At 55.3% G+C, this 12,506-nt stretch carries 13 protein-coding genes; 1 reads left to right on the top strand and 12 read right to left on the bottom strand.

Features of this window, described 5'->3' with window-relative positions:
- Window positions 1–12 precede the first annotated feature (12 nt).
- The 4 genes from pstA to MKFW12EY_RS21485 form a co-directional block, all read right to left on the bottom strand.
- On the bottom strand, window positions 13–1,665 hold the full coding sequence (gene pstA / locus MKFW12EY_RS21470) for a phosphate ABC transporter permease PstA (protein WP_221053739.1): 1,653 nt from the start codon (window positions 1,663–1,665) through the stop codon (window positions 13–15).
- Complete coding sequence (locus MKFW12EY_RS21475; RefSeq protein ID WP_221053740.1) at window positions 1,662–3,944, bottom strand: ABC transporter permease subunit; 2,283 nt, start codon at window positions 3,942–3,944, stop codon at window positions 1,662–1,664. Before MKFW12EY_RS21475 ends, pstA begins: the two co-directional genes overlap by 4 nt.
- A 214-nt stretch (window positions 3,945–4,158) precedes the next feature.
- Window positions 4,159–5,148, bottom strand: coding sequence for a PstS family phosphate ABC transporter substrate-binding protein (locus tag MKFW12EY_RS21480; RefSeq protein WP_064023206.1), 990 nt, complete (start codon window positions 5,146–5,148; stop codon window positions 4,159–4,161).
- Window positions 5,149–5,267: 119 nt separating this feature from the next.
- On the bottom strand, window positions 5,268–5,783 hold the full coding sequence (locus tag MKFW12EY_RS21485; protein ID WP_221053741.1) for a dihydrofolate reductase: 516 nt from the start codon (window positions 5,781–5,783) through the stop codon (window positions 5,268–5,270).
- Window positions 5,784–5,843: 60 nt separating this feature from the next.
- Between MKFW12EY_RS21485 and MKFW12EY_RS21490 the strand changes: the two genes are divergently transcribed.
- Complete coding sequence (locus tag MKFW12EY_RS21490) at window positions 5,844–6,896, top strand: asparaginase domain-containing protein (RefSeq protein WP_221053742.1); 1,053 nt, start codon at window positions 5,844–5,846, stop codon at window positions 6,894–6,896.
- 19 nt (window positions 6,897–6,915) lie between these two features.
- On the opposite strand, the gene MKFW12EY_RS21495 is transcribed toward MKFW12EY_RS21490, so the two are convergent.
- The 8 genes from MKFW12EY_RS21495 to MKFW12EY_RS21530 all read right to left on the bottom strand — a co-directional run bounded on the left by MKFW12EY_RS21495 (window position 6,916) and on the right by MKFW12EY_RS21530 (window position 12,331).
- Complete coding sequence (locus MKFW12EY_RS21495) at window positions 6,916–7,467, bottom strand: FlgO family outer membrane protein (RefSeq protein WP_054761326.1); 552 nt, start codon at window positions 7,465–7,467, stop codon at window positions 6,916–6,918.
- A gap of 119 nt (window positions 7,468–7,586) precedes the next feature.
- Complete coding sequence (locus tag MKFW12EY_RS21500) at window positions 7,587–8,216, bottom strand: SPOR domain-containing protein (protein ID WP_054761327.1); 630 nt, start codon at window positions 8,214–8,216, stop codon at window positions 7,587–7,589.
- Window positions 8,217–9,977 carry an arginine--tRNA ligase gene (argS, locus tag MKFW12EY_RS21505; RefSeq protein ID WP_054761329.1) on the bottom strand — a complete coding sequence of 587 codons (1,761 nt, stop codon included), beginning with the start codon at window positions 9,975–9,977 and terminating at the stop codon, window positions 8,217–8,219.
- 57 nt (window positions 9,978–10,034) lie between these two features.
- Window positions 10,035–10,718 (bottom strand): YggS family pyridoxal phosphate-dependent enzyme, encoded by a 684-nt coding sequence (locus MKFW12EY_RS21510; RefSeq protein ID WP_054761331.1) that lies wholly within the window; start codon window positions 10,716–10,718, stop codon window positions 10,035–10,037.
- Complete coding sequence (gene tatC, locus MKFW12EY_RS21515; RefSeq protein WP_221053743.1) at window positions 10,711–11,466, bottom strand: twin-arginine translocase subunit TatC; 756 nt, start codon at window positions 11,464–11,466, stop codon at window positions 10,711–10,713. The genes MKFW12EY_RS21510 and tatC overlap by 8 nt, the downstream gene beginning before the upstream one ends.
- Window positions 11,441–11,761 (bottom strand): Sec-independent protein translocase protein TatB, encoded by a 321-nt coding sequence (gene tatB / locus MKFW12EY_RS21520; protein ID WP_054761332.1) that lies wholly within the window; start codon window positions 11,759–11,761, stop codon window positions 11,441–11,443. The genes tatC and tatB overlap by 26 nt, the downstream gene beginning before the upstream one ends.
- Window positions 11,762–11,768: 7 nt before the next feature.
- Entirely contained in the window at window positions 11,769–11,990 is a 222-nt protein-coding gene (gene tatA, locus MKFW12EY_RS21525; RefSeq protein ID WP_054761334.1) for a Sec-independent protein translocase subunit TatA, read from the bottom strand.
- Between the two features lie 20 nt (window positions 11,991–12,010).
- Window positions 12,011–12,331, bottom strand: coding sequence for a phosphoribosyl-ATP diphosphatase (locus MKFW12EY_RS21530; protein WP_054761335.1), 321 nt, complete (start codon window positions 12,329–12,331; stop codon window positions 12,011–12,013).
- Between the last annotated feature and the right edge of the window lie 175 nt (window positions 12,332–12,506).

Genomic DNA, 12,506 nt, shown 5'->3' on the forward strand with positions numbered 1-12,506 from the left:
TAAGAGGCGAGATTAGTTTTCCAGTGCGCGGTATTTTTCGCGCAAATTGTTGCGGATGGTGATGGCGAACATGTTCAGGCCGACGATCACCATCACCAGCAGCAGAGAAGTGGCGTACACCAATGGCCGTGCCGCTTCGACGTTCGGGCTTTGGAAGCCGACGTCGTAGATGTGGAAGCCCAAATGCATGAACTTACGATCCAAGTGCAGATACGGGAAATTGCCGTCCAGCGGCAGCGTCGGCGCCAGTTTGACGACGCCGACCAGCATCAACGGCGCCACTTCGCCGGCGGCACGGGCCACGGCCAAGATCAAGCCGGTCATGATCGCCGGACTCGCCATCGGCAATACGGTGCGCCACAAGGTCTCAGCCTTGGTCGCGCCCAACGCCAGACTGCCTTCGCGGATCGATTTCGGAATCCGCGACAAACCTTCTTCGGTCGCGACGATGACGACCGGTAAAGTCATCAGTGCCAGAGTCAACGAGGCCCACAATAAGCCGGGAGTACCGAATACCGGGGCCGGCGCGGCTTCCGGAAAAAACAGGCGGTCGATATTGCCGCCGATGATATAAACGAAAAAGCCGAGGCCGAAAACGCCGTATACGATGGACGGCACGCCGGCCAAATTGTTGACGGCGATGCGGATAATCTGGGTCACGAAACCCTGTTTGGCATATTCGCGCAAATAAACCGCGGCGATGACGCCGAACGGCGTCACTACCACCGCCATCAACAGCACCATCAATACGGTACCGAAAATCGCCGGAAATATGCCGCCTTCGGTGTTGGCTTCGCGCGGCTCGTCGCTAACGAAGGTGGCGAAATTGCGGACGTACTCGACCATTTTATCCAGGCCGCTCATCGCATTGGGTTGAGTCAGTTTGACGATACGGTGCAGCGGCAGATTGATTTCCCGGCCGCCGGCCTCGACTACGACCAAACTGGCGCGCTTCATTTCCTGGTTCAGCTTGGCCAAGCGTACCTGAATTTCCTGGTACTGTTGTTGGTAAGCCTGTTTCTGGGCGGCGAACTCGCGGGCGTGGCCGTCATTCCATTCGCCTTTCAATTCCAAGGCGCGTTGTTTCAAGCGCAAGCGCTCCAAGCCATAATTGATCGCGCCGACGTCTTTGTTTTGCAGCTCGTCGATTTGTTCGTGCAAATCCAATGCCGCCGCCAACTTTTCCTGGGCGACGGCCAAAGCCGGTTCGCCTTGGGCAACGATGTTACCGTCTGCCTTGACCGCCTTCAGCCGGCCGTAGAAATTGCCCCATTCGCGGCGTTCTACACTAATCAAATCCGCGGGTTCGGCTTTCTGCTTGATGTACTGCTGCTGAATCCAGCGAAAATCGCTCCCCAAAATATCGCGGTTACCGGTTTTTACCAAAAATTGCACCAGATACTCGGCGCCGTTCAGTACCTGATGGCCGGCCGCTTTGGCCTGCGCGGCCGGCAGCAACGAGGTATCGACCTCTTCGCCGATGATGGTCGAGCGGCCGCTTTGGTCCTCGTATTGGTACTCGACGATGTCGGCCGGCCAAAAATGGCCCAGGCCGCGTAGCGCAATCAGTAACAACAGGCCCGCAACCAACACCAGGTTGATCGTCACCGCACCGGCGGTCAACCAAATCCACGGCGAACCGCTTTTAAACCATTCTTTGATCATAGTGAACTGTATTTCTGTCTGAGATTTTGCCGGACCAATTCGGCCAGCGTATTAACGACGAAGGTAAACACGAACAATACCAGCGCCGCTAAAAACAGCACCCGGTAATGGGTACTGTTGACTTCCGACTCCGGCATTTCCACCGCAATATTGGCGGACAAAGTGCGCAATCCCTGAAAAATACTCAAATCCATCACCGGCGTATTGCCGGTCGCCATCAGCACGATCATGGTTTCGCCCACCGCCCGGCCGAAGCCGATCATCACCGCGGAGAAAATACCGGGGCTGGCGGTCAGCAGCACGACTTTGGTCATCGTTTGCCACGGCGTCGCCCCCAAAGCCAGCGAACCGGTGGTCAAATGTTTCGGTACGCTGAAAATAGCGTCTTCGGCAATCGAAAAAATCATCGGGATCACAGCAAAACCCATCGCCAACCCGACCACCAAAGTATTACGCTGGTCGTAACCGATGCCGAATTCCTCGCGCATCCAAACCCGCAAATCGCCGCGGAAAAACCAGGCTTCAAAACTCGGCGCCAGTTGAAACGCCAACCAGGCGCCGAACACCACGACCGGCACCAAAACAATGGCATCCCAACCGTCGGGTATTTTGTGGCGGGTGGTTTCCGGAACCTGTTGCCAGAGGTAGGCAAACACCATGACCGAGAGCGGCACCACCATCAACACCGCGAAAATGCCGGCCAGATGGGATTCGACGAACGGCGCCAGCCATAGGCCGGCCAGAAAACCCAGAATCACGGTCGGTAACGCGCCCATGATCTCGATGCCGGGCTTGACGTACTGCCGCACCCGCGGCGCCATGAAATAACCGGTGTAGATCGCGCCGAACAAGGCCAGCGGTATCCCCATCAGCATGGCGTAAAACGAGGCTTTCAAGGTACCGAACACCAGTGGCGTCAAGCTCATTTTCGGTTCGAAATCGTTGCTGGCAGACGACGATTGCCAGATGTAATCGGGCTTCGGATAACTCTCGTACCAAACTTTGCGCCACAGCGATTTCATCGAAATCTCAGGGTGTTCGTTTTCCAAACGCCAACTTTGTACTTTGCCCGCGGCGTCTTCCACCAGAAAGAAATCGGCTTTCGGCGACAAGGCCAACACGTGGGGTGCGGCCTGCAATAATTTGGTATTGATCAGCTCGCGCTCGGCGGTGGAGTTGTAAACCGCCAACTGCCCGCCGCTGTCGATCGCCAGCATGCCGCGCCGGCGCTGTTCCGCGCTAACCGCTACGATCGGGCTATCGGCCAACTTGAAGCTGCGTAATTTCTGCATGTTGACGTAGTTTTGGTCGTTGCGCACCAGTGACCACTGTGCCAACTCGCCCTTGGCATCGCCGACCAGCAACGAATTTTCGCCGTTCAGAAATTCGACACTGGTGATTTGCTGGCCGTTCTCGACCAGGTTCAACTTGTGTTTGACGGCCGGCGCCGATGCATCGCCGACATCCACAACCGTGATACTTTGCCGGCTGGCCAAATACAGATTGCGTTGCTCCTTATCGAGCAACATGAATTCGACATCGTCGCCGGCCACGTCCAATACGGTATCGGTCGCTTCCCAGGACGCTTCGTCGTCGAACATCGATTCTTTTTTACTAAGCCGGCTCAACAACACGCGATTGTCGGCAGTCTTTGCTACCACCGTGCTGCGGCCGTCGGCGATAGCCAGAGCGATTTTCACCAAGGCCTGGCCGGTGTTATCGACCACTAAAGGCTGATTGCCGAGCGGATAAGCGACCGACGGCGTAATCAGGCGCTTGCCGTCCGGATAACTCAATTTGTATTCGTGCTTGGCGACCACCACCTTACCGTCCGTCAAGCCGAAGGCGACCACGCCTTTATCGATGCTGCCGTGGTTAAAGCTGGCAATTTGGCTGGTCTCCGGCAGGGCGATCGATACGTTGGCGACGATCTCGCCGCCGGCCACATTGAAAAACACCGCTTTGCCGGTATCGGTAAATCTGACCGCAATCTGGTTTTGTTCCTCAATGGCGGCGAACAGGGTTTTGCCCATTTCGGCTGCCGGGACAGCGTAGCCGCCGTTAGCGCTAGCCTCGAGCTTGGCCGGCAACAGCAGCGGGAAAACCACGTACAGCAGATAAAAGAAAATCAGCACCACCGCGACGATGATGCTCAAACCGCCGATTACCACGCCCCGCGCCGCCAATTTGTCTTTAACCAGGCGCCAACGTTGGTAACTGTCGCTGGTAGCCGTTTGAAACAGCGTTGGTTTGCTTTTAATGGTTCGGGATTCAGTCATAACTGGGCATCACAAAATTAGCGGGGAAACTCATCGGAATGCTTACAAAAACAAAAAAGCCGATAATTTTCGTGCAATTATCGGCTTCGTCATTATACAAGATCAACCGCAGTTAATTGGCGGCCGGGAAAAAGGGCGGCGATTTTTCTCGCCAGTCCATTGATGCATCCCTGCATAAATTGTCCCTGCTCAGGCCGGTCCCTGGCTTGATAAATCACTGAATCAGCGTCAGCGCTTTTTCCACCGCTTTGGCCGGCAACGGAATGTAGCCGTCTTTGATCACGACCTGCTGGCCGGTTTTGGATAACACCATTTTGATGAACTCTTTCTCCAGCGGCGCCAACGGCTCGTTCGGTTTTTTGTTGACGTAAACATATAAAAAGCGCGACAGCGGATAAGCGCCGGAAGTCGCATTTTCCGGAGTGGCTTCGATAAAGGCTTCGCCGTCTTTACGCGCCAACGCGACGGCTTTTACGCCGGAAGTGGAGTAGCCGATACCGGAGTAACCGATACCGTTTGCGGACGTGGTAACGGACTGAACCACCGATGCCGAACCGGGTTGTTCGTTGACGTTGTTTTTGAAATCGCCTTTGCACAGCGCTTCGTCTTTGAAGAAACCGTAAGTACCGGAAACCGAGTTACGGCCGTACAACTGAATCGGCCGGCTGGCCCAGGCGCCGGTTAAGCCGGCCTGGCCCCAGTTGGTAATATCGTTGGCGCCGCCGCATTTGCGGGTTGACGACATGATCGCATCGACTTGCGGAATGCTCAGGCCTTTAACCGGGTTGTCCTTGTTAACGAATACGGCCAATGCGTCAATCGCAACCGGAATCGCGGTCGGTTTATAGCCGTATTTGCTTTCGAAATCGTCGATTTCGTTGTCTTTCATTTTCCGGCTCATCGGACCGAGGTTGGAAGTGCCTTCGGTCAGGGCCGGCGGCGCGGTCGAGGACCCGGCGGCTTGAATCTGGATGTTGACGTTGGGGTAAATTTTGCCGAACTCTTCGGCCCACAAAGTCATCAGGTTCGCCAAAGTATCAGAGCCGACGCTGGACAGGTTGCCGGAAATCCCACTCGCAGCCGAGTATTCCGGGAGAGCCGCATCCAAATTTGCGGGAGCCGCGGCGGCTTCGCCGGCCAACAACGCGGCGGATGCGAAACCCAATCCCATAACCAGCGATTTCAGCTTGAATGTTGTATTCATATAATTTCTCGAAAATTTTTAAAACCAAGATCAGTGTGCCAAAGTGACGTGACAATACTATGAAGCAAATATGACAGTTTTGTGACAAAACTTAAGGAATTGTATGCGCAACCGGCGTTTTAACCAAAAATCCGCTCGGCAGTGCCGCTACCGACGCGCTGCAACTTTAGAAATCGATAGCTGAAATCCACGCTGGCGTCGTCTGCGATCTCCTCGCGGCTCAGTTCCTGCCATTGCCGCCGATCGAACTCGGGAAAGAAAGTATCGCCGGTAAAGCTGCGCTCGATCTCGGTTAAGTAAAGGTAATCGGCAACCGGCAACAAGGCTTGGTACAACGTGGCACCGCCGATCACGAACACCTCGTCGCGGTCGGCCACGGCTCGTAGCGCCGTCTCGATATCGGTAAAAACCTTGCATGCGGGCGCGTCGTATTCGGCGGCGCGGCTGATTACGATATTTTCCCGGCCAGGCAAGGCCTTGCCGATGGCTTCGAAGGTCTTCCGCCCCATCAACACCGGCGAACCCATCGTGATTTGTCTGAAGCGTTTCAAGTCGGCGGACAGGTGCCAAGGCATCCGGCCGTTCAGACCAATGGCGTTGTTGCTGGCCATTGCCACAATCAGTGATATTTTCATGCGAAAAATTTAAGATGCGGATTTAATCCGTAACCCGACATGATACAAGAAACGCCGAAAATGAATAAAAACATCCTGCTGGTGTTTACCGGCGGCACCATAGGCTCGCAGTTGGCGGGCGGCACCGTCGACACTTCGGCTAGCGCCGGCTTCAAACTGTTGGCATTGTTTGCAGAGCGCGGCCGCGCTGCCGACTCGGTAACGTTCAAGACCGTGCAACCTTTGCAAATCCTCAGCGAAAATCTGCACACCCGGCATTGGCAACAGATCGTCGCCGCTATCGAAGGAGAGGATTTAAGCCGCTTCGACGGCGTCATCGTTACCCACGGCACCGACAGCCTGGCGTTCAGCGCCGCGGCATTGGGCCTGTATTTCCATAAATTACCGATACCGTTACTGCTGGTCTCGAGCGATTTGCCGCTGGATGATCCGCGCGCCAACGGCGTGGATAATTTTTGCTGCGCGGTGGAGTTCATCCGGCTTTGCGGGCTGGGCGGGGTGTACGTACCCTACCGCAATCCGGGCCGGGATTTGTTGGTCCACTTGGGCACCCGGCTGTGCTCCTGCCTGCCGTTAGGTAGCGATTTTATCAGCGCCCAATCGCGGCCGTTTATGCGCTACCGCGGCGGGCAGTTCGAAACGTTAACGGCCGCCGATGGCTGGAACCGCCAACCGGCCGAGTTGAAACCCGACTTTTCGGCACGGATTTTATTAATCAGACCCTACCCCGGCCTCGATTACAGCGCATTTTGTTTGGACGGATTCGACGCGGTCTTGCACGACCTGTACCATTCCGGCACGGCCTGCGCCTCGGATACGGCCGGCAGCGAATATAGCCTGGCCGCTTTCGCGCGCAAATGTCGGCAACAGGGTCTGAATATTTATCTGGCTCCGGCTCTGCACTCGGACAGCGCATACGCCTCGACCAGGGAATTGATGGTTGCCGGGGCGGAGATGGTTTGGAATATGACGTTGGAAGCGGCTTACGCCAAACTTTTGTTGGCGCTCGGTAATTTTGCCGATGCGCAGCAAATATCGGAGTTTTTACGGCAGGATCTGGCGTACGAGCATGTACAGCCTGGATTGGCTGTTGCGGAAGCGGCTGCCGTCTGAGCGGCCGCTTCCTGAGCGATTATTGTTTAGGCTGGGGTTTGGTCGTCAATACTTTGGTGTCCGGACCCATCGCCACCGAATAGTCGGTAGACGAAATCACGTTTTGGCTGGCGATATCGACCACCCGCAACGAGACGTAAACATTATCGCGGCCTGGGGCATAAGAGCCGATCACGATGGCTTTGGCGCCGACGTTATTCAGCGCTTCCTTGGTTTTTTCCGGCAATTCCAGAATGCCGGTTTCGTTTTTGGCGAAAATCTCGGTCGGCAATTCCATGCCCATCACCCGATAACCGGAACGGTGCAGCGCTGAAGAAATCTGGTCGGAAATGATTCTGCCGAACGGCAGGGTTTGCCCCATGTCGTCGACGTTGACCAGGGAGTTGATCACGACCAGGCTACCTTGCGGCAGGGGCTGGCGTAAATCGGCCAACAACCAACCGACCGCGTCGTAACTGACCTCAACCAAGTCGTCGTCGTCGATGCTGGTGGAGTAGTAGTACAGCCGGCTACAACCGCTCAATACCGTCAAGCCTGCCAACATCAACACCATTATTTTTTTATTGAGCATGTAGCGTCTCCCCTGGAAATTGTGGGCTTTAATCAGAGCTTAAAACTATAGGCCAGTCAATCGATAAATGCCGGATCGGCTGCAAATTTTTGGCGGCTTGCCGGTCCGATTCCGGAAAATCACTGGCCGCTTTCGGTGACGATCACGCCGATACCGTTTTTCTGCAGCAACTCTTTGATCGTGGAAACGCTGGCCGGACTATCGTAGGGCCCCACTTTGACTCGATGCCAAATCACGTTGCCGACCTTGGCTTTTTCGACCCGCGATTCGATACCGAGCAAGGCCAATTTGGCTTTGTGGCGTTCGGCTTCGGCCGCTTCTCTGAACGAACCGGCCTGCATCACGTATTTGACGGCTTTGGTCTTACCGACCAACTGTTCGCGGACGCGGGTTTTGATTTCATAGTCCGGAACCACGACTTCCGCCTGCGGCAAAATCGTGTAAAAGTCGTAGCGCGGCTCTTCCGGTTCAACCGGCTCGGCCGGTTTTTCCGCTTCGGCAGCAGTTTGCGCTGGTAGCGGCAATTCCTGTTTTTTCGGTTCGGCAACCACCGGCTGCGTTTCCGGGTTGGGCTTGCCTGCGACCAATTCCGGCACCAGCTTACCGATCATGTTCAAAAACACCACGAAGGCCGCGATCAACATAATCACCAATAGCCAGCGCCATAACGCTACCGAAGACTGCTTCGGCTTCCGCCGACTAGCGCCGTAATTGGGGCTCTGTACGCGATGTTTGTAGTCTCTGGCCATTTACATCGCTTCGGGCGTATTGATTTTCAGCAGAGACATTGCGTTGGCCAACACCTGTCTGACGGCGCAAACCAAGTTGATGCGGGCATTGCACAGCTTGTCGTCGTCGACCAAAAATTGGTGGGCGTTATAGTAGCTATGAAACTGGTTGGCCAGTTCGCGCAGATATTGAATCAATTGGTGCGGTTCGTAATTCAACGCCGCTCGCTCCAAGGTTTCCGGATATCTGGACAGTGTCGTCAACAGCGCGCTCTCCTGTTCCTCGATCAGCAGATTCAGATGCTGCATACCCAGTAACGGGTCGCGTTGCCGGCCTTTTTCATCCAGTTGGCGCAATACGCTACATACGCGAGCGTGAGCATACTGCACGTAATAAACCGGATTCTCGTTGGTTCTGGAGGTCGCCAGCTTCAAGTCGAAATCCATGTGCTGCTCGGACTTGCGCATCACGTAGAAAAAACGGCAAGCGTCTTTGCCGACTTCGTTACGCAATTGGCGCAACGTGACGAATTCGCCGGAACGGGTAGACATCTGCACTTTTTCGTCGCCGCGGTACAGTACGGCAAATTGCACCAACAATACCTTCAGCTTGGAATCGTCGGCGCCCAGGGCCTGCATGGCGGCTTTGACCCGCGGAATATAACCGTGGTGGTCTGCGCCCCAGATGTTGACGATCTTATCGAAGCCCCGATCCAGCTTATTCATGTGGTAAGCGATATCGGACGCAAAATAGGTGGTTTGGCCGTTGTCGCGCACCACCACCCGGTCTTTCTCGTCGCCCAATCGGCTGGAAGCGAACCAGGTCGCACCTTCCTGCCGGTACAAAAACCCGGCTTCGTCCAACCGTTGCAGCGCCCGGTCGATGGATTGGTCGTCCATCAACGAACGCTCCGAGAACCAGTTCTGGTAGCCGACGCCAAACTCGGCAAGGTCGTCTTTGATATCCAGCAATATCTCGTCCAGGCCGGCTTGAAACACCTGGCCGTAGGCTTCCGGCCCCAACAAAGTTTTGGCACGCTCGATCAGTGCGTCGATATGCTTTTCCTTGTCGCCGCCTTGCGCCTCGTCGGCCGGCAAATCCGCCAAAACCTGCGCTGCAGACTTGCGATATTTGTCCCCTGCGCTTCTATGCAAATTGGCAGAAATATCTCTAACGTACTCGCCTCGGTAGCCATTACTCGGAAAAGGCAATACCTCGCCGCAGGCTTCCAAATAACGCAACCAGACGCTGGCCGCCAGGATGTCCATTTGCCGACCGGCATCGTTGACATAGTATTCGCGTTCTACGCTGAAACCGGCCGCTTCCAGCAGATCGGCCACGGCAGAACCGTAGGCCGCGCCGCGGCCATGGCCGACATGCAGCGGCCCGGTCGGATTGGCGGAAACAAACTCCACTTGCACCCGCTGTCCAGCGCCAACCCTGCTCAAGCCGAAGGCACTGCCTTCTTCCAACACTTGGCGCACGATCTGGAACTGGCTGTCGGGATTGATGAAAAAGTTGATGAAACCTGGACCGGCAATCTCGACTTTAACCACTGCCGGATCGGCCGGCAACGCGGCGACGATTTTTTCGGCGAGTTGCCGCGGGTTTTGTTTGGCCGGTTTGGCCAACATCATGGCCAGATTAGTTGCGAAATCGCCGTGTTGCGGGTCTTTGGTCCGTTCTAATTGAATTTGGGCAATGAAATCGCTTTCGAGAATACCTTGGGTTGTGATACCTGCAACTGCTTGTTGTAAAAGGAATTCCAGCTTTTGTTTCATCGCGTCGAAGAATGGGGATTTGTCGGAAAATTCCCCACATTATCCATGAAAAACAATTTATTGGCTAGGACGCGCGCCGAACAGCGCCGTGCCGATCCTGACCAGCGTGGCACCTTCGGTGACCGCGGCCAGCAGGTCGCCGCTCATGCCGAACGAAAACGTGTCCATCTGCGGCCTATTTAATGCCGTTGCCGCTTGGTAAAGGCGGCGGTACGGTAGGCGTTGCGTTTCGAATTCCGTTGCCGGTTCCGGTATCGCCATCACGCCGCGCAAACGCAGGCGCGGCAATTGGGCAACCTGCTCGACCAGAGCCGGCAACTCGGCCAAGCCGACACCGGACTTGGTCGTTTCGCCGCTGATATTGACTTGCAGACAAATATTCAGCGGCGGCAGATAGTCCGGGCGTTGCTCGTTGAGGCGCTGGGCGATTTTGAAGCGGTCGACGCTGTGCACCCAAGCGAAATGCGCTGCTATCGGCCGAGTTTTGTTGGACTGGATCGGGCCGATGAAATGCCAACTGATATCGAACGCCGCCAACTGTTGCTGTTTCTGCAACGCTTCCTGCAAATAATTTTCGCCGAAATGGCGCTGGCCTAATCGGTAGGCCGCAGCCAAGTCCGCTGCCGGCTTGGTTTTGCTGACGGCAAGCAGTTGCACGCTGCCCGGCGGGCGCCCGGCAGCGATTTCGGCATCGCGCAATTGGCCGCGAACCTCGGCAAAGCGTGCCGCGATACTAACCATCGTCATCTGCAGCGCGCTCGCGCCGGCTTATCAATCGGGAGAACAACAAGCCCGACTCGAACAACAACCACATCGGCACTGCCAGCAAGGTCTGGGACAAAGCGTCGGGCGGCGTCAGAAACATCGCCACGACAAATACGCCGACGATGACATAAGGCCGTTTTTCCGCCAAGGATTCGGGGCTGATGATACCGGTCCAAACCAGCACGATGGTCAGCACCGGAATTTCGAAGGCCAGACCGAACGCGAAAAACATGGCCAATACGAAATCCAAATAGGTGGTGATGTCGGTCATCACGGCGACACCGGCCGGGGCGGCTGCCGTCAGGTAGGAGAACACCAACGGGAACACCAGAAAATAAGCGAACGCCGCACCGCCATAGAACAATAGCGTGCTGGCCAGCAATAGCGGCGCGACCATCAGTCTTTCATGGCGGTACAAACCCGGCGCAACGAAGCCCCAGAACTGGTAAAGAATGAACGGGATACTGGCGAAAACGGCGACGACAAACGCCAGTTTAAACGGCGTAAAAAACGGCGAAGCGACGTCTATCGCGATCATCGAACTGTTTTTCGGCATATGCTGCAACAGCGGATCGGCCAAAAAAGCATAGATCTCGTTAGCGTAACTGGCGGTGCCGACAAACACCAACAGCACGCAAAGCACCATCTTCAGCAGACGGTCGCGCAGTTCGACAAGATGGCTGAAAAATGACTGTTCGTTATCCGGCTGAACTTGGTTTGTCATCGTTTCGATCGGTTTCGGTCGCGGCTTGAATATTGAAATTGATATCGTCTACGGCCGACCGGGTGTCGTCCAAGGCTTTTTGCACTTCGCCGGCGATATTTTGCTGCATCAACTGGCGCATCTCTTCGGCGGCCAATTCTTGCTTGATCTCCGCCTTGGCGACTGCCAGCACGCTACGCGCCTTGCCGACCCACAACCCGGCCAAGCGGGCGGCCCTGGGTAATTTTTCCGGCCCCAACACCAATAAAGCCACCAGGCCAACCATTAGCAATTCGGAAAAACCGACATCGAACATAGCCGCGCTACACCTTGTCTTTTTCTTTGCTGGAAACTTCGCCTTCCAGCACATCGGCTTCTTTGTCGGCCAGCGTTTTGCCTTCGCTTTCGCTGCCTTCCTTGACGGCATTGCGGAAGCCTTTGATAGCCTCGCCGAGGTCGGCGCCGACATTTTTCAAGCGTTTGGTGCCGAATACCAACACGACGATAACCAGCACCACCAATAAATGCGGAATACTAAAACCCATTACCCACTCCTGCTGTTTGATTATGAAGAGCTGCGTTGCGCTTTTTCCTGCAGACCGGACAAGCCGAAACGACGTTGCAGCTCATTGATCACCTGTTCCGGCCCTAGTTCCTGGTGCGCCAACAAGACCATGGAGTGAAACCACAGATCGGCCACTTCGTAAACGATCTTATCCTTGTCGCCGTCTTTCGCCGCCATTACCGTTTCCGTGGCTTCTTCACCGATTTTTTTCAAAATATGGTCCAAACCTTTTGCATACAAGCTGGCCACATAAGATTGATCGGCCGACTGTTGTTTGCGCTGCTCCAGCACCAGTGCCAATTGCTGTAAAACGTCGTTCATGACTATTAATCTCGATTTCGAACGGGCTGAATCATAGCATGACGCCCAAACTGCCGGAAAAACTGCGGGCAAAAAAAACCTCCCAATGCTCGCGCAGAGGGAGGCAAGAAAACCAGCGGAGTGCTTGGAAGGAGGTTACCGCTCGTTAATTACAACACCAGGAGGTAGTTACAAA

It is taken from the genome of Methylomonas koyamae (assembly GCF_019669905.1).
GTDB lineage: Bacteria > Pseudomonadota > Gammaproteobacteria > Methylococcales > Methylomonadaceae > Methylomonas > Methylomonas koyamae.

Bases quoted from the DNA above. Each gene is read 5' to 3' on its own strand.
- MKFW12EY_RS21475 (WP_221053740.1), bottom strand. From the start codon at position 3,944: ATGACTGAATCCCGAACCATTAAAAGCAAACCAACGCTGTTTCAAACG.
- MKFW12EY_RS21480 (WP_064023206.1), bottom strand. From the start codon at position 5,148: ATGAATACAACATTCAAGCTGAAATCGCTGGTTATGGGATTGGGTTTC.
- MKFW12EY_RS21490 (WP_221053742.1), top strand. From the start codon at position 5,844: ATGAATAAAAACATCCTGCTGGTGTTTACCGGCGGCACCATAGGCTCG.
- pstA (WP_221053739.1), bottom strand. From the start codon at position 1,665: ATGATCAAAGAATGGTTTAAAAGCGGTTCGCCGTGGATTTGGTTGACC.
- argS (WP_054761329.1), bottom strand. From the start codon at position 9,977: ATGAAACAAAAGCTGGAATTCCTTTTACAACAAGCAGTTGCAGGTATC.
- tatB (WP_054761332.1), bottom strand. From the start codon at position 11,761: ATGTTCGATGTCGGTTTTTCCGAATTGCTAATGGTTGGCCTGGTGGCT.
- tatC (WP_221053743.1), bottom strand. From the start codon at position 11,466: ATGACAAACCAAGTTCAGCCGGATAACGAACAGTCATTTTTCAGCCAT.
- MKFW12EY_RS21530 (WP_054761335.1), bottom strand. From the start codon at position 12,331: ATGAACGACGTTTTACAGCAATTGGCACTGGTGCTGGAGCAGCGCAAA.
- MKFW12EY_RS21510 (WP_054761331.1), bottom strand. From the start codon at position 10,718: ATGGTTAGTATCGCGGCACGCTTTGCCGAGGTTCGCGGCCAATTGCGC.
- MKFW12EY_RS21500 (WP_054761327.1), bottom strand. From the start codon at position 8,216: ATGGCCAGAGACTACAAACATCGCGTACAGAGCCCCAATTACGGCGCT.
- MKFW12EY_RS21485 (WP_221053741.1), bottom strand. From the start codon at position 5,783: ATGAAAATATCACTGATTGTGGCAATGGCCAGCAACAACGCCATTGGT.
- tatA (WP_054761334.1), bottom strand. From the start codon at position 11,990: ATGGGTTTTAGTATTCCGCATTTATTGGTGGTGCTGGTTATCGTCGTG.
- MKFW12EY_RS21495 (WP_054761326.1), bottom strand. From the start codon at position 7,467: ATGCTCAATAAAAAAATAATGGTGTTGATGTTGGCAGGCTTGACGGTA.